The sequence below is a fragment of the Kribbella sp. NPDC051137 genome (assembly GCF_040682535.1).
Lineage (GTDB): Bacteria > Actinomycetota > Actinomycetes > Propionibacteriales > Kribbellaceae > Kribbella > Kribbella karoonensis.
Genome location: NZ_JBFBBI010000009.1, coordinates 116,699 through 137,100, shown reverse-complemented (window position 1 = coordinate 137,100; position 20,402 = coordinate 116,699). Strand labels below are relative to the sequence as shown.

Here is a 20,402-nt window from a genome sequence, read left to right as displayed (position 1 = left end):
GCTCACCTCGGCACGCCGGACTGCCCACGGACCGCTCGACCGGTCACAATGACTGCGCGATGACCAACCCTGATCCGACGAAGGCGCAGCTCGAATCCGCCGCGGGCACCTTCGCCATGCTCTCCGCTCCGGTCCGGCTGCACCTCGTGTCGCTGGCCGCACAGGGGGAGTACGACGTCGGCACCCTGGCGGAGCGGGTCGGCGTGAGCATCGCCACCGCAAGTCAGCACCTCGGCAAACTCCGCCTGGCCGGCATCATCACCGCCCGCCGCGAAGGCCGCCGCCACATCTACACGGTCGACGACCCCCACGTCCTCAACCTCGTCGACCAGATCTTCGAACACATCGCCCCCGACGGCTCTCTGGCCCCCGACCCACCCCTCCGCACCCGACCACCACACACGGACTAGAGGACGTGCCGGAGGTACCGCTCGGGGGCCTGGAGGTAGGACTTCCAGTTCTGGACGAGTTGTAGGTCGTCCCAGGTGGTGCGGCGGATGCCCCAGTCGCCTACTTCGAGGATGGTGGCGCCGGGGAGGGCGGCGATGACGGGGGAGTGGGTGGCGCAGAGGACCTGGGAGCCGGACTCGGCGAGGCGGCCGAGGACGCCGACGACGGCGAGGCTGCTGGAGAACGAGAGGGCTGACTCGGGTTCGTCGAGGCAGTAGAAACCCTGGCGGGTGAAGCGGTCGTTGATGAGGGTCAGGAAGCTCTCGCCGTGGCTGAGCTCGTGGAAGACCGGCTCGGGCGGGCCGGACTCCTTCGGGTTGCGTTCGAGGTAGCTGTAGAAGCCGTGCATCGTCTCCGCGCGGAGGAAGAACCCGGCGCGTTTGCCGCCGACCCCGCGGGTCAGCTGGAGGTCGTCGGCCAGTGAGGACTCGGTCGCGCGGGTGGTCAGCCGGGCGCCGGTGGAGCCGCCCTCGGGGGACAGGCCGAAGGCGACGGCGATCGCCTCGACCAGCGTCGACTTCCCCGCGCCGTTCTCCCCGACCAGGAACGTCACCCCCGGGTCGAGATCCAGCCCGTCGGTCAGGAGCTGGCGTACGGCGGGAATCGTGTGCGGCCAGGCCCCGGACACACGAACGCCCTCCGCCGCGGCGACCCGTCGTACGGGCTGCGTGGCGAAGGGCATTCGCACAGATTAACTACTCGTCCTCGTCGTCCAGCCTGGCGAGCCAGGTGGCGAAGCGTTCGACGGGGGTCTCGAACTCGGGGTTCAGGTCGACGAACTCACGGAGCCGCTCGGCGACCCACGCCAGCGTGACGTCCTCCTCGCCACGCCGCTTCTCGAGTTCCTCGATCCCGCGGTCGGTGAAGTACATGTCAGCTGAACGCCTGCTTCAGCAGCGTGGCCTGCTCGGTGCCGTGCACACCGTGCGAGCCGACCGCCGGAGCGGACATCGCCGGCCGGGACACCCGGTAGAACGGCTTGCCGCCCAGGTGCTCGGTCAGGTTCAGCGCCATGAACGGCCACGGACCCTGGTTCGCCGGCTCGTCCTGGACCCAGCGGATCTCGGTCGCGTTCGGGAACTTCGCCAGTTCCGCGACGATCTCCTCGTGCGGCAGCGGGTACAGCTGCTCGACCCGGAGGATCGCGGTGCTGATCTTGTCCGGCTCGACCTTCTTCCGCTCGGCGAGCAGGTCGTACACGATCCGGCCCGAGGCCAGGATGACGCGCTCGACGGCGGCCGGGTTCGCCTCCGCCTCGGCGTCGCCGAGCACCGGCCGGAAGGTGCCGTGGGTCAGCTCCTCCGGCTGCGACACCGCCTCCTTGCGCCGGAGCAGCTGCTTCGGCGTGAAGACGATCATCGGGACGTGCTCCTCGCCGAGCGTGTGCCGGCGGAGCAGGTGGAAGTACGACGCCGGCGTCGACGGCTGCGCGACGGTCATCGCGTCCTCGGCGCACAGCTGCAGGAACCGCTCGATCCGAGCCGAGGTGTGGTCCGGGCCCTGGCCCTCGTAGCCGTGCGGCAGCAGCAGCACGACACCGGACTTCTGGCCCCACTTCGCCTCACCGGACGAGATGTACTCGTCGATGACCGACTGGGCGCCGTTCACGAAGTCGCCGAATTGCGCCTCCCAGAGCACCAGCGCCTCCGGTCGCGCCACGGAGTACCCGTACTCGAAGCCGAGCGCGGCGTACTCGCTGAGCAGCGAGTCGTAGACGAAGAAGCTGGCCTGGTCGTCGTCCAGGTGCTGCAGTGGGACGTGGTCCTGGCCGTTCACCCGGTCGATGATCGCCGCGAACCGCTGGACGAACGTACCGCGGCGGCTGTCCTGGCCGGCGAGCCGGACCGGACGCCCGTCGAGCAGCAGCGAACCGAACGCGGTGATCTCCGCGCTGGCCCAGTCCAGCGGGCCTTCGGTGATCGCGTGTGCCCGGCGCTGCAGCTGCGGCTGCACCTTCGGGTGCACGGTGAAGCCCTCCGGCAGCGTGGTGTACGCGTCGGCGATCTTCTTCAGCACCTCGCGGCTGATCGCGGTCGCGTCCGGGCCTTCCGGCTTGTTCGGGTAGACGGGGACGGTGACGTACGGCGCCGGCGTCTCCGGCTCGTTCTTCGCGTCCCGGACCTCGGCGAACACCCGCTCGAGGCGCTGCTGGAAGTCCTGCATCGCCTGCTCGGCCTCTTCGATCGTGATGTCGCCACGACCGATCAGGGCCTCGGTGTACAGCTTCCGGACCGAGCGCTTCTGCTCGATCAGGTCGTACATCAGCGGCTGCGTGAAGCTCGGGTCGTCGCCCTCGTTGTGACCGCGGCGGCGGTAGCAGACCAGGTCGATGACGACGTCCTTGTTGAACGCCTGGCGGTACTCGAACGCGAGGTCCGCGACCCGGATGCAGGCCTCGGGGTCGTCGCCGTTCACGTGGAAGATCGGCGCCTGCACCATCCGCGCGACGTCGGTGGAGTACATCGACGAGCGGGACGAGGCCGGTGAGGTGGTGAAGCCGACCTGGTTGTTCACGATCACGTGGATCGTGCCGCCGGTCCGGTAGCCGCGCAGCTGGGACAGGTTCAGCGTCTCCGCCACCACGCCCTGGCCGGCGAACGCCGCGTCACCGTGGACGAGCACCGGCAGCACCGGGAAGGCCGCGCCGCGGTCCAGCAGGTCCTGCTTGGCCCGGACGATGCCCTCGAGCACCGGGTCGACGGTCTCCAGGTGCGACGGGTTCGCCGCCACCGAGACCTTGATCTTGTCGCCGAACTCGGAGACGAACTCGCCCTCCGCGCCCAGGTGGTACTTGACGTCGCCGGAGCCCTGCACGGTCCGCGGGTCGATGTTGCCCTCGAACTCGCGGAAGATCTGGCCGTACGACTTGCCGACGATGTTCGCCAGCACGTTCAGCCGGCCGCGGTGCGCCATCCCGATCGCGACCTCGTCCAGCCCGGCGCCGGCGGCCTCCTCGCAGAGCTCGTCGAGCAGCGGGATGGTGGTCTCCGCGCCCTCGAGCGAGAACCGGCGCTGACCGACGTACTTGGTCTGCAGGAAGGTCTCGAAGGCCTCGGCCTCGTTCAGCTTGGCCAGGATCCGCAGCTGCTCCTCGCGCGGCGGCTTGGTGTGCGGGCGCTCGACCCGCTCCTGGATCCACTTGCGCTGCTCCGGGTCCTGGATGTGCATGTACTCGATACCGGTGGTCCGGCAGTACGAGTCGCGCAGGATGCCGAGGATCTCGCGGAGCTTCATGAACCGCCGGTCGCCGCCGCCGAACGAGCCGGTGGCGAACTCGCGGTCCAGGTCCCAGAGCGTCAGGCCGTGGGTGGCGACGTCCAGGTCCGGGTGGCTGCGCTGCTTGTACTCCAGCGGGTCGGTGTCGGCCATGATGTGGCCGCGCACCCGGAACGCGTGGATCAGCTCCAGGATCCGGGCCTGCTTGCTGATGTCCTCCTCGTGGCTGTGCGGGAGGTCGGCGGCCCAGCGGATCGGCTCGTAGGGGATCCGCAGCGACTGGAAGATCTCGTCGTAGAAGCCCTCGCCGCCGAGCAGCAGCTGGTGGATCCGGCGCAGGAACTCGCCCGACTGGGCGCCCTGGATGATCCGGTGGTCGTACGTCGAGGTCAGCGTCATCACCTTGCTGACCGCGAGCTTGGCCATCGTCTCGTCGGCCGCGCCCTGGTACTCCGGCGGGTACTCCATCGCGCCGACGCCGATGATGCAGCCCTGGCCGGTCATCAGCCGCGGCACCGAGTGCTGGGTGCCGATGGTGCCCGGGTTGGTCAGGCTGATCGTGGTGCCCTGGAAGTCCGGCAGCGCGAGCTTGTTGTCCCGGGCCCGGCGGACGATGTCCTCGTAGGCCATCCAGAAGTCCGCGAACGTCATCGACTCGGCGGCCTTGATCGACGGCACCAGCAGCTGCCGGGTGCCGTCCGGCTTCTGCATGTCGATGGCCAGGCCCAGGTTGATGTGGGCCGGCTGCACGTGCGTCGGCTTGCCGTCGGTCTCGTCGTACGACGCGTTCATCTCCGGCAGCGTCTTCAGCGCCTTGACCAGCGCCCACCCGATCAGGTGGGTGAAGGACACCTTGCCGCCACGGGCGCGCTTCAGGTGGTTGTTGATGACGATCCGGTTGTCGATCAGCAGCTTGACCGGCACCTGGCGGACGCTCGTCGCGGTGGGGACCGTGAGGCTGGTCTCCATGTTCTGCGCGGTGCGCGCGGGGGCGCCGCGGAGGATCTGCCGCTCGGAGTCCGCGCTGGTCGCGGGGGCCGGCTTGGCCTGGGCGCTGGGCGGCTGGTTCACCGTGCCTCCGGTCGGGGCGCCGGACTTCGCCGGTGCTTGCTTCGCTGCGGGCTGGGTCTGCGGCTGGGCGGCCTGCGCAGCGGCCGGGGTGGGCTGGGTCGCGGCGGTGGTCGCCGCGGGTGCGCTCGAAGCCGGCGCGGACGTCGCCGTACCGCGGCTCGGCGCCTCGGGCGTCTTGTTGTCGGACACCGGGTCCGGTCGGGGAGCGTCGGCCGGGGTGGTCGTCACCGGCTTCGCTGCACCATCGGGGTTGTACGTCTTGAAGAAGTCGTGCCACGCCGGATCCACCGAATTCGGGTCCTGCTGGTACTTCTCGTACAGCTCGTCGACCAGCCATTCGTTCGCACCGAAGGCTGCTAGGGGATTGGTGTCTGATGGCTCGGTGGCCACTTGGCAGTTCGCCTCTTCCGATTTCGGGTCCGGTACCACGGGTTGGTTAATGCTGATGTTATGGGTGGTGCCCCAAGCAAAGGCTAATAGCACGCGGAGTACTTCCACAGCCGGGGACCACCGGACCAGTGTGTCGAGTGGTCGGGCGTCGGCGGGACGATCCATCGGCGCCTGAAACACTGCCCACAAAGGTGTTTCAGGCCACACGCCCTCCTCTCACCTTTGCCGGATGCGGAGAGCGACGGCCGGGGGTCCGAGACCCCTTGCAGTTGTGGATTTCCGGCACCCTTTCCGGTCGCGTCCGGATGCTCCGGTGAGCGTGGCTGCCCACTGTATGCAACTGTGCACTCGCCGCGGGTGATGATCAGCACTGTGCAGAAGTGTGGCCAACGTCACGCTCCGAATCAGTCCACCTGGGCATGATTGGCCTTCCGCCCTCGGGCGCCGGCACCGCCGGCGCCATACTGAGGGGATGGCGCTGACGGATGAGGCGATCGTCAAGATCAAGGGGATGATCACCTCGGGGGAGCTCGGACCGGGGGACCGGCTGCCGAAGGAGGCGGACCTGGCCGCCCGGCTGGGGCTGTCCCGGAACTCGCTGCGGGAGGCCGTCAAGGCGCTCACGCTGGTCAACGTGCTGGACGTCCGGCACGGCGACGGGACCTATGTGACCAGCCTGGACTCCGCGCACCTGCTGGACGCGCTGAGCTTCATGGTCGACCTGCACCGCGACGACTCGGTGCTGCAGTTCTTCGAGGTACGCCGGTTGCTCGAGCCGGGCGTCGCCGCGCTGGCCGCGACCCGGATCAGCCCGGAGCAGGTCACCGGGCTGCGGCTGTTGTGCAGTGATCTCGCGCCGGACGCCGGGGTCGAGGAACTGGTCGCCAACGACCTGCAGTTCCACCGCGGGATCGCCGAGGCGACCGGCAACCAGGTCGTCTGTTCGCTGCTCGACGGCGTCTCGGGTGCCACCCAGCGGGCCCGGATCTGGCGGGGTGTCACCCAGGCCGGGGCGGTCGAGCGCACGCTGTCCGAGCACGCCGCGATCCTGGACGCGATCGAGAGCGGCGACGCGGAGGCGGCCCGGGCCTGGATGACCGCCCACATCGCCGGCGTCGAAACCTGGCTGCGCAAGGCGCCCTAGGGCCATGTACGAACCGCCGCCACCTCGTAGCGCGTTGACGTTGCGGGTCGTGCTGTCGGCGTTCGGGGTGGCGCTGTTCGCGGCGTCGACCGTGCTGGCGGTCTGGTTCGGGTTGCCGTTCGGTTGGGTGATCGTGTTCGGGCTGCTCACCGGGGTCGCGCTGGTGGATCTGGTGGTGGTTGCCTGGCGCAAGCACTCCGAAAACGGTTGAACGGTCCGGCCGGACTCCGTAAGCTTCAGGAGTCACATTCCCGACGACAGGGGTTCGAGTTGTCGAACTGAGGTCCTCTCTGCAGCCGATCGATCGCCGCCGTTCTGGCGCGCGATCTCGTCCGAGACCTCAGTGGGAGTCGACACCTCATGAGCTTTTCCCTGTCCTGTACCGACCTGTCCTTCGCCTGGCCCGACGGCGAGGTGCTCTTCGACGGCCTGACGTTCGTCGCCGGCCCGGTCCGCTCCGGGCTGGTCGGCCGCAACGGCGCGGGCAAGTCGACGCTGCTCCGGCTGATCGCCGGCCGGCTGACTCCGCAGCGCGGGGCGATCCGCGTCGCCGGCGAGCTCGGGTACCTGCCGCAGGACCTGACCCTCGACACGTCGCTGCGGGTCGACCAGGCGCTCGGCATCGACGCCGTACGGCGGGCCGTGACCGCGATCGAGTCCGGTGACGCCTCCGAGCAGAACTTCGCGATCGTCGGCGACGACTGGGACGTCGACGAACGCGCCGAGGCGATGCTCGGGAAGCTCGGCCTGGGCGCGATCGGCCTCGACCGCAGCGTCGGCGAGCTGTCCGGCGGCGAGACGATCCTGCTCGGGCTCGCGGCGGAGCTGCTCCGGCGACCCGACGTACTGCTGCTCGACGAGCCGACCAACAACCTCGACCTACGGGCGCGGCGGCACCTGTACGACGCCGTCGACCAGTTCCGCGGTGCGTTGCTGGTCGTGTCGCACGACCGGGAGCTGCTCGACCGGGTCGAGCAGATCGGCGATCTCCGCAAGGGCGAGGTCACCTGGTACGGCGGCAACCTGACCGCGTACGAGGAGGCGGTCGCGATCGAGCAGGAGGCCGCGGAGCGGATGCTCCGGGCGGCGGAGGCCGACGTACGCAAGCAGAAGAAGGATCTGGTCGAGGCGCGGACGAAGATGGACCAGCGCCGGGCCCGGGGGCAGCGGGCCTTCGAGCAGGGCGGGATCCCGAAGATCATCGCCGGCGGGCTGAAGCGGTCCGCGCAGGTGTCGGCCGGCAAGCACCTCGGGATGCAGTCCGAGCGGCTCGAGTCCGCACAGGAGGCGCTCGCCGACGCGGAGGAGAAGGTCCACGACGACGACACGATCCGCGTCGACCTGCCGAAGACCGCCGTACCCGCGGGCCGGATCGTGCTCCGGCTGGAGGATCACGTACTGCGGACCGGGGCACACGTCGACCTGGAGATCCGCGGACCGGAGCGGATCGCGCTGACCGGGCGGAACGGCGCCGGGAAGACCACCCTGCTGCAGTCGGTCGTGGCGGGGGAGCTGCCGGTGGTGCCGTTCCGGTATCTGCCGCAGCGGCTGGACCTGCTCCGGGACGACCTGTCGATCGTCGACAATCTCGCGTTGCTGGCACCGAGTACGGAGAACCAGGAGCGGCGGGCCCGGCTGGCGCGGTTCCTGTTCCGCGGGCGGGCGGCGGATCAGCTGGTCAGTACGTTGTCGGGTGGGGAGCGGTTCCGGGCGACGCTGGCGGCGCTGCTGCTCGCGGAGCCACCGCCGCAGCTGCTGATGCTGGACGAGCCGACGAACAACCTCGACCTCGCAAGCATCGGGCAACTGAAGGACGCGCTCGCGTCGTACAACGGAGCCCTCGTCGTCGCGAGCCACGACGTACCGTTCCTCCGCGACATCGGCATCACCCGCTGGCTGGACCTGACACCAGAGGGACTCTCCGACACCGATCCGCTGTAGGTCGCGGTACCAGCCCCGTCACCCCGTCGGGTGGCGGGGCTTCTCTGTGCGCTTGAACTTGATACCCCCTAGGGGTATGGTCTGAGGCATGGACGAGCACGAGCAGCATCAGCACGGTGGACACGAAGGCCAGATGAGCCACGGTGGGCACGACGGGCATGGTGGGCACGGGGATCATGCGGCGCAGTTCAAGGATCGGTTCTGGATCAGCCTGGTGCTGGCGGTGCCGGTGGTGGTTTTCAGTCCGATGTTCGGGGATCTGCTCGGGTACATGCCGCCGGAGTTCCCGGGTTCGGGGCTGATCGCGCCGGTGCTCGGCACGGTGATCTTCCTGTACGGCGGGCAGCCGTTCCTGACCGGCGGCTGGAGCGAACTGAAGACGCGCCGTCCCGGGATGATGCTGCTGATCTCGATGGCGATCACGGTGGCGTTCGTCGCCTCCTGGGTGACGACGCTGAAGCTCGGCGGGTTCGACCTGGACTTCTGGTGGGAGCTCGCGCTGCTGATCGTGATCATGCTGCTCGGGCACTGGCTGGAGATGCGGGCGCTCGGCGCCGCCTCCGGAGCGCTCGACGCACTGGCCGCGTTGCTGCCGGACTCGGCCGAGAAGGTGACCGACGACGGTGTGGTCGAGGTGTCGCTGCACGAGCTGGAGGCGGGTGACGTCGTACTGGTGCGGTCCGGCGGACGCGTGCCTGCCGACGGAACGGTCATCGAGGGGCAGGCGGAGGTCGACGAGTCGATGATCACCGGCGAGTCGCGGCCGGTGTCGCGCACCGTCGGAGACCCGGTCGTCGCCGGGACCGTTGCCACCGACAACGCGTTGCGCGTCGAGATCACCGCGGTCGGCGACGACACCGCGCTGGCCGGCATCCAGCGGCTGGTCGCCGAGGCGCAGGCGTCCTCGTCCCGGGCGCAGGCGCTGGCCGACCGGGCGGCGGCGTTCCTCTTCTACTTCGCCTCGATCGCGGGGCTGATCACGTTCGTGGTGTGGGCGTTGCTGGGCAAGCTGGACGAGGCCGTCACGCGGACCGTGACCGTGCTGGTGATCGCCTGCCCGCACGCCCTCGGGCTGGCCATCCCGCTGGTGATCGCGATCTCGACGGAGCGGGCCGCGCGGGCCGGCGTACTGGTGAAGAACCGGTTGGCGCTGGAGCGGATGCGGACGATCGACGCGGTGCTGTTCGACAAGACCGGCACGCTGACCAAGGGCGAGCCGGCCGTGACCGGGGTCGCCGCCGTGGGAGCGGTCTCGGAGGACGAGCTGCTGGCGCTGGCCGCGGCGGTCGAGGCGGACAGCGAACACCCGTTGGCGAAGGCGATCGTCCGAGCACACGCGACTCACCCCGCCGCCGCCCGGGTCGGCGGGGGCGCGACGAACGGCACGACGAACGGGACGGCGGGCGGTGGCGGCGGTGGGGTTGCTCGTGGCAACGGCGGGCTTGTTGCCTCGGACTTCCGGTCGTTGACCGGGCGGGGTGTGCAGGCGGTCGTGGACGGGTCTGAGATCGCGGTCGGCGGGCCGGCGTACCTTCGGGAGAACGGTCTCGGAGAGCCGGACGCGTTGGCGGCCTCGGTAACGGAGTGGAAAGAGCGGGGTGCCGCGGTCCTGCATGTCGTGCGGGACGGGCAGGTGCTCGGGGCGATCGCGCTCGAGGACGAAGTCCGCGAGGAGTCCCGGCAGGCGGTCGCGGCGCTGCACCAGCGGGGCGTGAAGGTCGCGATGATCACCGGTGACGCACACCAGGTGGCCGATGCGGTCGCGCGGGAGCTCGGGATCGACGAGGTGTTCGCGGAGGTACTGCCGCAGGACAAGGACGCCAAGGTCGCCGAACTGCAGGCGCGCGGGCTGAAGGTCGCGATGGTCGGCGACGGCGTCAACGACGCGCCGGCGCTGGCCCGGGCCGAGGTCGGGATCGCGATCGGCGCCGGGACGGACGTCGCGATCGAGTCGGCCGGGGTGGTGCTCGCCGCGGACGACCCGCGCGCGGTGCTGTCGGTGATCGAGCTGTCGAAGGCGAGCTACCGCAAGATGTGGCAGAACCTGGTGTGGGCGACCGGGTACAACGTGATCACGGTCCCGCTGGCCGCCGGCGTCCTGGCCTTCGCCGGGGTGGTCGTCTCACCGGCCGTCGGGGCGCTGCTGATGTCGATCTCGACGATCGTGGTCGCGCTCAACGCGCAGCTCCTCCGCCGGCTGGACCTGTCACCGCGGCGGCTCGTCGCGTAGTCCGCTCAGAGTCACCGCCACCAGGCGCCGTACCGCCGCTTTCGACGGTACGGCGCCTGCCGCGCCGAGGGCGTGCACGGCGTAGGCCGCCAGCTCCTTCTTCGGTACGTCGGTCCGCACGTCGCCGAGGCGCTCCGCGACGAAGTCGATCAGGTGCGAACGCGCGTGGTCGACGTGCTGCTCCCGATGCAACGACGGCGCTGCCGTCGGTGGGTGTTCGTGGCAGATGAAGGCGTAGGCCTCGAGTACGTCGTCGATCCGCTTCGTCCGCTCCCACACCTCTTCGAGCTGCCGCAGATGCGCGGTCACCTGACGCTGATGCCACCCGGACAGCACCGCGTCGACGTCCCCGAAGTACTTGTACAGCGTGGCCCGCCCGACCCCGGCCCGCTGCGCGATCTCCGCCATGCTGACGCCGGCCGGCCCGCCCTCGGCCACCAGCACGGCGGCCGCGTCGAGGATCGCCTCCTGGACGGCGGACCGATGCGAGGCGATCGTGTGCTCCCACAACTTCGGCATATCTGGATTCTAGCTGGCCACTCTGCCTATGATCGAGACACAGTGTCTCGAAAAAGGAGTCCGCCGTGCCTGCTCTCGAAGCCCACGTGGAAACCGCGCGCGCCGATCGCTACCTAGCCCAGCTGACCAGCCACCTCGGCCACGGCCCCGGCGGACTCCGGGTCCTGTCCGAGTCCCCCGACGAGCTGGTGGTCGACCTGGGCGCCGCAACCTGGACGATCCGCTCGACCCCCGAGCAGCTGATGCTGCACCTGGAGGCGGACGACCCGGTCGCCCTGGAAGAGCAGAGCAACCGGGTCGCCCACCGGGTAGAACAGCTCGGTCGCCGAGACGACCTTCGAGTCAGCTGGCAAGCATCCTGACGGGGACGGACGGACCGGCGGACCGGCGGCCGGCCCCGACCTGCGCCTGCTCCGCGGTCGTCAGGCTGTTGGGAGTCCGCGCAGTAGGCGTTGCATGGTGGTGATTTCGGTGGTCTGGGCTGCTTGGATCTTCTTGGCGAGAGCGACGGCGGCTGTGTCCTTGCCGGTTGTCTCTTCGGTCTTGGCCATCGTGACCGCGCCCTGGTGGTGCTTGATCATCATCGTGACCCACATGCGGTCGTACATGCTGCCGTCCGCCTTGGAGAGGTCGTCCATCTCCTGCGGGCTCATCATCCCGGTCATGGTGTGACCGGCGTGTTCGCCAGGTGTCGGGACCGGCTTGCCCCAGGCGGTCAGCCACCCGGACATCAGCTTGATCTCCGGGTCCTGTGCCGCCTTGATCGCGGTCGCCAACTGCTTGACCTCCGCGTTCGTCGCCTTCCGCAGCGCCGAGTCGGCCATCACGACGGCCTGCTGGTGGTGCGGGATCATCTGCGACGCGAACATCACGTCCGCGTCGTTGTGGCTCGCCGACGGAGTTGCCGACGTACTCGAATGGCTCATCCCCGGCATCGACCCGGAGTCCGAGGAGCCGCAAGCGGTTGCGCCGAGCAACAGGAGAAGTACAGCGGTCGTACGGTAGACGTGCGTCATCACATTCCTTGGGTAGTTGTGGGTACGGCGGAAGCAGGCGCACGTCGGCCTATATCCGCAGTACTCCCAAGGAAGACAGCACCGGTCCCGGCGGCGATCGCTCGCTCCGGACGCGACCCGGCGCGTAGGCCGGCACTTCCACCGCACGCCATACCAACAGGCTGCGCAGCCCGAGCATGAGCGCGAGCAGCAGCACGAGCCCGGTCAGCACCGCGACGCACGCCCCGCCCATGCCGGCCATCTCCTCGGCCGGAGTGACATGCACGTCGGCAGGGGCAACGGGCGCGATGTGAACGGCCATCGCGGCGTCGTGGTTCGATGTGAGGCCGTGCATGGCGAAGACACCGGCGACCACGGTGAGTACGCCGAGGACGCGAAGCAGTCGCGCTCCGCAGTCGGGTAAGTGTCCGGCCATCGCGACAAGAGTACCGAGCTGGGCGAGATGCACAGTCAGCACGCGCCGGGTGTGCACACTGGACGGTGAGGCAGGGCCGCCGGCAGACGTACGTTCGGTGAAATCCCAGAGCTGGAGGTTCCACCATGGCCGGTTCTTCTGTTGGTGCTGACGACTACGCGCTCGCCCGGGTCCCGGAGCACGCGCGCTACTCGTGGTGGTCCGTCGCGACCCAGCGGTTCGGGCAGATCTCCGCGCTCAGCCAGTTCCTGCTCGGCGCGACGCTCGGGTTCGGGATGAGCTTCTGGCACGCGTTCTGGGCGCTCACCCTCGGCGCGGTCATCCTCGAGCTGGTCGCGATCCTGATCGGCGTGATCGGTGCGCGTGAGGGACTGCAGACGTCGGTGATCGCGCGCTGGACCGGGTTCGGTCAGGCGGGGTCGTCGCTGATCGGGCTGGCGATCGGGATCAGCCTGATCGGGTGGTTCGGGATCCAGTCCGCGGTTTCCGCGGCCGGCCTCAGCCAGCTGATCGGCGTACTCCCGACCTGGGGCTGGTCGCTCGTCTTCGGTCTCGCGGTGACGCTCGTCGTGCTGCGCGGCTTCCACTCGATGGCATGGGTCGCCTACGTGACGGTGCCGGCGTTCCTGGTCCTGGTCGGATGGTCGATCATCAGTGAGCTGTCCGACCACAGCCTCGGTTCGCTGGTCGCGTCGGCGCCGCCGGGTCCGCACCTGAGCCTGCTGCAGGGTACGACGCTCGTCGCCGGCGGGTTCATCGTCGGTGCGGTGATTACCCCGGACATGACCCGCTACAACCGCAGCGTCGGCGACGTGGTCAAGCAGACCGTCCTCGGCATCACCCTCGGCGAGTACGTGATCGGCCTGGTCGGCGTACTGCTCGCGCATGCCGTTGGCTCGGCCAACGTGATCACGATCGTCACCTCGTCGGTCGGCTGGGTCGGCACGCTGGTGATCATCCTGGGCACGATCAAGATCAACGACTGGAACCTCTACAGCTCCGGTCTCGGCGTGGTGAACTTCATCGGCACGGTCTTCGGATGGCGGGTCAACCGGGCCGTCGTGACACTGGCGGTCGGTGTTCTCGGCAGCGTACTCGCGGCCGGCGGGATCCTGGACAAGTTCACCGAGTTCCTGATCGTGCTCGGGGTCGCGTTCCCGCCGATCGCCGGGATCATGGTCGCGGAGTACTTCGTGGTCAAGCGCTGGCGCCCCGACCTGGACGCGACCCGGACCGCGGGCACCCTGCCGGCGACCGCCCCGACGTGGGTGCCGGCCACGCTGGTGATCTGGATCGGCGCCGCCCTGATCGGCAAGTACGTCGCGTGGGGCCTGCCGAGCATCAACTCGCTCGTCGTCGGCTTCCTCGCGTACGTCGTCGCGGGCAAGCTCGGCCTGATCCGCGGCCTCGGTACCAGCCGCACCATGGAGAGTGCGCCGACCGGAATCACTACCGCCGTACAACCTGGGAGGATCTGAATGCGTATCGGCATCGATGTCGGTGGCACCAACACCGACGCCGTGCTGCTGGACGGCAGCACCGTGCTGGCGGCGAACAAGTCCGCGACCAGCGCCGACGTGACGGCCGGCATCATCGACACCCTGGACCGGCTGCAGGCGGAGCGATCCTTCGACCCGGCGCAGGTGCAGGCCGTGATGATCGGCACCACGCACTTCATCAACGCGCTGATCGAGGCCCGCCGCCTCGCGCCGACCGCGGCCCTGCGGCTCGGTCTGCCCGCGACCGCGTCCCTGCCGCCGCTGGTGGACTGGCCCGAGCGGCTGGTCGAAGCGATCAGCGGGCGCAGCTACCTGGCGCACGGCGGGCACGAGTTCGACGGCCGGCACATCGCGGAACTGGACGAGGACGAGCTGCGCCGGCACGCCGACGACATGCGCCGGCACGGCGTCCGGTCGGTGGCGATCTCGTCGGTGTTCTCGCCGGTGAGCAACGAGTTCGAGCTGCGTGCCGCCGAGATCCTGCGCGCCGAGCTCGGCGACGACGTGGCGATCTCGCTGTCCCACGAGATCGGCCGGATCGGCCTGCTGGAGCGGGAGAACGCGACGATCATCAACGCCGCGCTCCGCGAACTCGCCGCATCGATCGTCGACGGACTGGCCAGCGCCGTCGAGGGTCACGGCATCTCCGCGCCGCTGTACCTGAGCCAGAACGACGGCACGCTGATGGACGTCGACTTCGCCCGCCGGTACCCGGTCGCCACGTTCGCGTCCGGCCCGACGAACTCGATGCGCGGCGCGGCGCTGCTGTCCGGCCTGGACACGTGCGCGGTGGTGGACGTCGGCGGTACGACGAGCGACGTCGGCGTCCTCACCCACGGGTTCCCGCGCGAGGCGACCACCGAGGTGGACGTGGCCGGCGTACGCACGAACTTCCGGATGCCGGACGTGCTCAGTATCGGCATCGGCGGTGGCAGTTTGGTGGCCGAAGGCAACGGTCAGGTGACGGTCGGGCCGCGGTCGGTGGGCTACCGGCTGACCGAGGAGGCGCTGGTCTTCGGCGGCCGGACGGTGACGGCGACCGACATCGCGGTCGCGGCCGGGCGGGCCGAGGTGGGTGACGCGGACGCGGTGGCCGACCTGGATCCGACGCTGGTGAAGGCCGCGCTCGCCCGGGTGGCCGCGGACATCGCGGACGCGGTGGAGCGGATGCGTACGTCGCCGGACCCGCTGCCGGTGGTGGCGGTCGGCGGCGGGTCGATCCTGCTCCCGGACGACCTGCCCGGCAGCCTCGCGGTGCACCGGCCGGAGAACTTCGCGGTCGCGAACGCGATCGGTGCCGCGATCGCGCAGGTCGGCGGCGAGGTCGACCGGGTGTACGCGATCGACCCGGGTCGCCGCGACGCGGTCGTCGACGAGGCCCGCCAGGAGGCCGTCGACCGCGCGATCGCGGCCGGCGCCGACCCCGCGGCCGTCCGGATCGTCGACTTCGACGAGGTCCCGATCCCGTACCTGCCCGGCAACGCGACCCGGATCCGCTGCAAGGCGGTCGGCGACCTCCGCCTGGGGGTGGCGTGATGGCCTGGGCATCCGGAGTGGAGTGGTTGCGATGAAGTTGCGGGCTGAGGACCTGGGAGCGCTGGCCCGTGGGGCGGCTGTGCTGGGCACCGGCGGTGGCGGTGATCCGCATATCGGGCGGTTGCTGGCGCAGCAGGCGTTGAAGGAGCACGGGCCGGTGCAGGTCGTTGCCGTCGGCGACCTCCCGGACGACGCGTGCGTACTGCCGGTCGCGATGATGGGTGCGCCGACGGTGATGGTGGAGAAGCTGCCGTCGGCCGACCAGATCTCGGTCGCCGTCCAGACCCTCGCGAGGTACGTCGGCAAGACCCCGACGCACCTCGCCTGTATCGAGGCCGGCGGCGTGAACTCGACCGTACCGGTGATCGCCGCCGCACAGCTCGGCCTGCCCCTGGTGGACGGTGACGGGATGGGCCGGGCGTTCCCCGAGTTGCAGATGGTGCTGCCGACGCTCGCCGGGATCGAGGCGACGCCGATGGCGATCGTCGACGAGAAGGGCAACCGCGGCGTCTTCGACACGGTCACCAACGAATGGGCCGAACGCCTCGCCCGTTCCGCCACCGTCGACATGGGCTGCTCGACGATCGTCTCGCTGTACGCGATGACCGGCGCCGAGGTCCGCGGGGCGTTCGTCGCCGGCACGCTCAGCAAGTGCGTCACGATCGGCCAGGCGATCGAGCGGGCGCAACGCGCGCACACCGATCCGGTCGCCGCGGTCGTGGACGAACTCGGCGGCCGCCTCCTGCACGTCGGCAAGGTCGTCGACGTGCAACGCCGTACGACGACCGGTTTCGCCCGCGGTGACGCGGTCGTCGACGGGCTGGACGCGTCGCACGGGCGGATGCTGACGCTGCGCTTCCAGAACGAGCACCTGGTCGCGGAGCTCGACGGTACGGCGGTGGCGACGACGCCGGACCTGATCATCGTGCTCGACACCGAGTCCGGCGAACCGATCACCACCGAGGCGCTCCGCTACGGCCACCGGGTCAGCGTGCTCGCCGCCCCCGCCGACGAACGCTGGCACTCGCCGGAAGGCATCGAGCTGGTCGGCCCGCGGTACTTCGGCTACGACCTCGACCCGATCCGCGCCCTGGAGACGGTATGAGCCGGCAACTCGGAATCGAGCACCTGAGGGATCTCGCCCGCGGTGCGGCGATCCTCGGCACCGGCGGTGGCGGCGACCCGCTGATCGGGCGGCTGCTGGTCGAGCAGGCGATCCGCGAACACGGGCCGGTGACCGTTCTCGACCCGGACGAGCTCGACGACGACGCGTTCGTGATCCCGACCGCGCAGATGGGCGCGCCGACGGTGATCGTGGAGAAGATCCCGCGCGGCAGTGAACCGGTCGGCGCACTGCGGGCGCTGGAGAAGCACCTCGGCCGCCGCGCCGACGCCACGATGCCGATCGAGTGCGGCGGCATCAACTCGATGATCCCGCTGCTGGTCGCGGCCCGGACCGGGCTGCCCGTCGTCGACGCGGACGGGATGGGCCGGGCGTTCCCGGAGCTGCAGATGGAGACGTTCTCGGTGTACGGCGTACCGGGGTCGCCGATGGCGATCGCGGGGGAGCACGACGAGACCGTGGTGATCGACACCGGTACGGACAACCGGCAGATGGAGTGGCTGGCGCGGGGGATCACGATCCGGCTGGGCGGGGTCGCGCACATCGCGGAGTACTCGATGACGGGTGCCGAGGTGAAGCGGACCGCCGTACCGCGGACCCTGTCGCTCGGGCTGTCGATCGGCCGCGCGGTGCGGGAGGCGCGGGCGGCGCACGAGGACCCGGTCGAGGCGGTCCGGGAGGCCCTGGCGCCGACGCTGTACAGGCATCTGCGGGTGCTGTTCCGCGGGAAGGTCGTCGACGTGGAACGGCGTACGGTCGAGGGCTTCGCGCGTGGTCGGGCGAGGTTCACCTCGTACGACGGGACCTCGCAGCTGGAGTTGCGGTTCCAGAACGAGAACCTGGTCGCGGAGGTGGACGGCGAGGTGGTGTGCACGGTGCCGGACCTGATCTGCGTCCTCGAAGGGGACACCGCGGAGCCGATCACCACCGAGGGTCTGCGCTACGGGCAGCGCGTGACGGTCGTGGGCATCTCGACGCCGGACCTGATGCGGACGCCGGAGGCGCTGGCGGTCTTCGGCCCGTCGTGCTTCGGTCTCGACGTCGAGTTCAACCCCGTCGAGCGGCACGCCCTCGTTCTCTAGCCCCCTGGCCCGCCGTGCTGACCCCTCCGCGGCGGGCCGGGGTTCCACCCGGACTTCCAGCACTCAGCAACCTCGGGGCGCGGGCCCGTGCCACGCTCAGGGGTAGCGTGGCGTGGCCGGTTCGGCGCAGTTGATGAGTGGTGGAGGTCCGCGGTGGGAGGATCGGGCCATGAGCACGGTCGTCCGGGAGCGGGATCTGGGGGCGTTGGTTGTCGGGGTCACGCTGCTCGGCTCCGGCGGTGGTGGTGACACGGGGGCGTTCGGGCGGATGTTGCGGCGGCGGCTCGGGACGGGGGAGCTGGTGCTGCGGGACGCGGTGGACCTGCCCGGCGTCTCGGTGAGTCCGATCGGTGTCGTCGGGGCGACGAGTGTGTTGATGGAGAAGCTGCCCAGCGGTGGGGAGTTCGAGACTGCAGTACGGGCGGTCGGCCGGTGGACCGGGGCGGACGTGACCGGGTTGATGTCGCTGGAGGCCGGCGGACTGAACGGGTTGACGCCGTTGATCGCCGCGCTGGACCTGGGTCTGCCGGTGGTCGACGCGGACCTGATGGGGCGGGCGTTGCCGCGGCTGGACCAGTTCTCGTGGGCGGTGGCGGGCCGGTCGCTGACGCCGTGTGCGCTGAGTGAGCCGAGCGGGCAGGTGATCGTGGTCGACAACGTCGACGCTGCCGGGCTGGAGCGGGCTGTGCGGAGCTTTGTTGCGCAGACCGGTGGATGGGCCGTGCTGGCCCTGGCGCCGACGCCGATCGAGGCTGCGGCGGTGGACGCGGTCGAGGGGAGTCTCACGCGGGCGTTGGCGCTTGGGCGGGCACATGCCGCGCTCGAGCCGGGTGCGTCGCCTGCTGCTGTGGCCGGCGGTCTGGGTGGGCGGTTGCTGGGGAGCGGGCGGGTGGAGGAGGTCGCTCGGCATGTCATCGCTGACGGGGGTGCGGCGTTCGGCCGGGGGAGCTTGTGCGTGGTGGACACCGCCAGCCGAGCAGTCATCCGCATCGAGACCGAGAACGAGTATCTGCTCGCGTTGGTCGACGGTACGCCGGTTGTCACCACGCCAGACCTCCTGTGCGTCCTGGACCACCGCACGCTCCAGCCGATCGCCGTGGACGCCGTACGCACCGGCGACGAGGTCGTTGTACTGGCCCTTCCCGGTCCCACCTGGTGGCGTCGCCCTGACCGTCTCCGGCACGTAGCGCCAGAAGCCTTCGGTCTGGCCTGCGATCCCCAACTCCTGGAAGCCTCGTGACAACCCCGCTGACCGCCATGCTCACCTCCCCGGGCTGGCGAGACGTAGTCGTCCTGGCCGGCCCTCCGCTCGAGCAGGGTGTGCGGCTTACCGGGTCTTCTGTGGTGTTGGGCCTCGGAGCCCGGCCGGAGAGACTCGAGGGGCGAGTGCTGGTGGTGTTGGTGGTTGAGGACCACCGGGACTGGCGAGTGGATGCTCTGATCAGCCGGGCCTCGGCTGCCGGTGCTGCAGCCTTGTTGCTGGCGGGAACCGAGCCGCTGGGACGTGGGGCTCAACTGCTGGCGGAGCGGTTGCAGCTGCCTGTGTTGGGCTGTCCCGATCCGCTGGCGGCCCACGAGTACCTGCGACGGGTGACGGCCGAGCCCGACGTGGTGCGTTCGGACCTCGTACTGCGGGCCGTGTCCGAGCTCAGGCGGGCCGACCGCGACCTCACCTCGGTACTGCGGACGACGTCCACCGTGCTGGACCGTCCCGTGACGCTGGCCGGTGCGGACGGCGGCACGCTCGCCGGAGACCCGCTGGACCCGGCGGACCGCGCAGCACTCATCGACGTGCTGCCGCGAGTACCGGTCGCCTGGGCTGCGCCGTACCGGGTCGATCTGCAGGGCGGTGCGGTCCTGGTCGCTGTTGCAGTCCTCAGCGCGGGTCCTGTGTGCTGGCTGGTCGCACGGCTGCCCGGTGTGGTCCCGGCTGAGGTTGCCGCCGTACCTGAGGTGCTGTCGGTGGTCGCGCCCGCGGTGGGGGAGCGGCTGGCGCTCAGACGGCTGGAGCTGGAGCGGGACGCGCGTCAACGTACGTCGTTGCTCGGCGAACTGCTGCACGGTGAGCCGTCGGAGGCGACACGACGGCGGGCGGTCGACCTGGGCTGGCAGCTCGACGGCTGGCACACCGGGATCCGGATCGGCGCCGACGGGCAGGTGGACGTGGCCGGTCGGCGTACGGACGTGGTGGAGGCCTTCGACGCCGAGGGGCTGCGGGCGGTGGTGGTCGAGCAGGGTGACGGCTGGTCCGCGTGGATCACCGCCGTACGCGAGCCGACCGCCACCGAGGTGCAGCAGCAGGCCGCCGCGATCCGCCGCGTCCAGCGCAGGCTGGCGCAGACTGTCGACACGTACGTCGGGGTCGGCCGGGTCCAGCCCGGTCCGAGTGGTATCGCCACCACGTTGGCGGAGGCAGGCGACGCGGCCGGGCTGGCCCGGGGACGGGCCGAGACCGGGCGGTTCCTGCATGTCGACCGGCTCGGACTGGCGCAGTTGTTGCTCGCGTGGACCCGCACCGACACGTTCCAGCCGGCGGCGCAGGCGCTCCTCGCCCCGATCAAGGACCAGCCTGGCGATCTGGTCACCACGCTGGCCGTTTACCTGGACACAGAGTCGTCACTTGCGGAGACAGCAGCAGTGCTAGGCATCCACCGCAACACGGCGTCGGCCCGCATAGCCAAGATTCAGCACCTGCTCGGCGTAGACCTCACCAACCCGGACGAGCGCCTGGCACTCCACCTCGCCTCCCGCACAACGCCTACGGAGTAGG

Annotated in this window: 18 protein-coding genes; 12 read left to right on the top strand and 6 right to left on the bottom strand. The window is 70.1% G+C overall.

Annotation, left to right across the window (positions count from 1 at the left end; genetic code table 11):
- Positions 1-59: 59 nt before the first annotated feature.
- Positions 60-410, top strand: coding sequence for a metalloregulator ArsR/SmtB family transcription factor (locus AB0M51_RS40580; RefSeq protein ID WP_344191384.1), 351 nt, complete (start codon positions 60-62; stop codon positions 408-410).
- On the opposite strand, the gene AB0M51_RS40575 is transcribed toward AB0M51_RS40580, so the two are convergent.
- From AB0M51_RS40575 to AB0M51_RS40565, 3 genes are read right to left on the bottom strand one after another with little or no spacing between them, the layout of a single operon-like run.
- The gene (locus AB0M51_RS40575) at positions 407-1,132 is read right to left on the bottom strand and encodes an AAA family ATPase (protein WP_363754083.1); all 726 of its coding nucleotides are present in this window, start codon (positions 1,130-1,132) and stop codon (positions 407-409) included. The two genes, AB0M51_RS40580 and AB0M51_RS40575, sit on opposite strands and share 4 nt — an antisense overlap.
- Positions 1,133-1,145: 13 nt before the next feature.
- Complete coding sequence (locus AB0M51_RS40570) at positions 1,146-1,322, bottom strand: DUF6104 family protein (protein WP_185759093.1); 177 nt, start codon at positions 1,320-1,322, stop codon at positions 1,146-1,148.
- A gap of 1 nt (position 1,323) precedes the next feature.
- Positions 1,324-5,127 carry a multifunctional oxoglutarate decarboxylase/oxoglutarate dehydrogenase thiamine pyrophosphate-binding subunit/dihydrolipoyllysine-residue succinyltransferase subunit gene (locus AB0M51_RS40565; protein ID WP_344191371.1) on the bottom strand — a complete coding sequence of 1,268 codons (3,804 nt, stop codon included), beginning with the start codon at positions 5,125-5,127 and terminating at the stop codon, positions 1,324-1,326.
- Between the two features lie 472 nt (positions 5,128-5,599).
- On the opposite strand from AB0M51_RS40565, the gene AB0M51_RS40560 reads away from it, so the two are divergent.
- The 4 genes from AB0M51_RS40560 (at position 5,600) to AB0M51_RS40545 (ending at position 10,442) form a co-directional block, all read left to right on the top strand.
- A complete protein-coding gene (locus AB0M51_RS40560) occupies positions 5,600-6,271 on the top strand; it encodes a FadR/GntR family transcriptional regulator (protein ID WP_344191369.1) in 672 nt (223 codons plus the stop codon).
- Between the two features lie 4 nt (positions 6,272-6,275).
- Entirely contained in the window at positions 6,276-6,482 is a 207-nt protein-coding gene (locus AB0M51_RS40555; protein WP_344191367.1) for a DUF6343 family protein, read from the top strand.
- Between the two features lie 149 nt (positions 6,483-6,631).
- Positions 6,632-8,212 (top strand): ATP-binding cassette domain-containing protein, encoded by a 1,581-nt coding sequence (locus AB0M51_RS40550; RefSeq protein ID WP_344191365.1) that lies wholly within the window; start codon positions 6,632-6,634, stop codon positions 8,210-8,212.
- Between the two features lie 88 nt (positions 8,213-8,300).
- Entirely contained in the window at positions 8,301-10,442 is a 2,142-nt protein-coding gene (locus tag AB0M51_RS40545) for a heavy metal translocating P-type ATPase (RefSeq protein ID WP_344191363.1), read from the top strand.
- On the opposite strand, the gene AB0M51_RS40540 is transcribed toward AB0M51_RS40545, so the two are convergent.
- Positions 10,419-10,961 carry a TetR/AcrR family transcriptional regulator gene (locus AB0M51_RS40540; protein ID WP_363754075.1) on the bottom strand — a complete coding sequence of 181 codons (543 nt, stop codon included), beginning with the start codon at positions 10,959-10,961 and terminating at the stop codon, positions 10,419-10,421. The genes AB0M51_RS40545 and AB0M51_RS40540 overlap by 24 nt on opposite strands.
- 65 nt (positions 10,962-11,026) lie before the next feature.
- On the opposite strand from AB0M51_RS40540, the gene AB0M51_RS40535 reads away from it, so the two are divergent.
- Positions 11,027-11,323 carry a DUF2218 domain-containing protein gene (locus tag AB0M51_RS40535; RefSeq protein WP_363754072.1) on the top strand — a complete coding sequence of 99 codons (297 nt, stop codon included), beginning with the start codon at positions 11,027-11,029 and terminating at the stop codon, positions 11,321-11,323.
- Positions 11,324-11,383: 60 nt separating this feature from the next.
- Here AB0M51_RS40535 and AB0M51_RS40530 read toward each other — a convergent pair whose 3' ends face one another.
- Positions 11,384-11,977: a DUF305 domain-containing protein gene (locus tag AB0M51_RS40530; RefSeq protein WP_363754069.1), complete on the bottom strand. Its 594-nt coding sequence runs from the start codon at positions 11,975-11,977 to the stop codon at positions 11,384-11,386.
- 49 nt (positions 11,978-12,026) lie between these two features.
- Positions 12,027-12,434, bottom strand: a complete 408-nt coding sequence (locus AB0M51_RS40525; RefSeq protein ID WP_344191355.1) for a DUF6153 family protein — start codon at positions 12,432-12,434, stop codon at positions 12,027-12,029.
- 83 nt (positions 12,435-12,517) lie between these two features.
- Here AB0M51_RS40525 and AB0M51_RS40520 point away from each other — a divergent pair, with 83 nt between their 5' ends.
- The 6 genes from AB0M51_RS40520 to AB0M51_RS40495 all read left to right on the top strand — a co-directional run bounded on the left by AB0M51_RS40520 (position 12,518) and on the right by AB0M51_RS40495 (position 20,401).
- Positions 12,518-13,870: a cytosine permease gene (locus AB0M51_RS40520; RefSeq protein ID WP_363754065.1), complete on the top strand. Its 1,353-nt coding sequence runs from the start codon at positions 12,518-12,520 to the stop codon at positions 13,868-13,870.
- A complete protein-coding gene (locus AB0M51_RS40515) occupies positions 13,871-15,427 on the top strand; it encodes a hydantoinase/oxoprolinase family protein (protein WP_363754062.1) in 1,557 nt (518 codons plus the stop codon).
- A 31-nt stretch (positions 15,428-15,458) separates the two neighbouring features.
- Positions 15,459-16,532, top strand: coding sequence for a DUF917 domain-containing protein (locus AB0M51_RS40510; protein WP_363754059.1), 1,074 nt, complete (start codon positions 15,459-15,461; stop codon positions 16,530-16,532).
- Positions 16,529-17,632 carry a DUF917 domain-containing protein gene (locus AB0M51_RS40505; RefSeq protein ID WP_363754056.1) on the top strand — a complete coding sequence of 368 codons (1,104 nt, stop codon included), beginning with the start codon at positions 16,529-16,531 and terminating at the stop codon, positions 17,630-17,632. The genes AB0M51_RS40510 and AB0M51_RS40505 overlap by 4 nt, the downstream gene beginning before the upstream one ends.
- Positions 17,633-17,801: 169 nt before the next feature.
- Complete coding sequence (locus tag AB0M51_RS40500; RefSeq protein ID WP_363754053.1) at positions 17,802-18,872, top strand: DUF917 domain-containing protein; 1,071 nt, start codon at positions 17,802-17,804, stop codon at positions 18,870-18,872.
- 188 nt (positions 18,873-19,060) lie between these two features.
- On the top strand, positions 19,061-20,401 hold the full coding sequence (locus AB0M51_RS40495) for a helix-turn-helix domain-containing protein (protein WP_363754050.1): 1,341 nt from the start codon (positions 19,061-19,063) through the stop codon (positions 20,399-20,401).
- The last annotated feature ends 1 nt before the right edge of the window (position 20,402 follow it).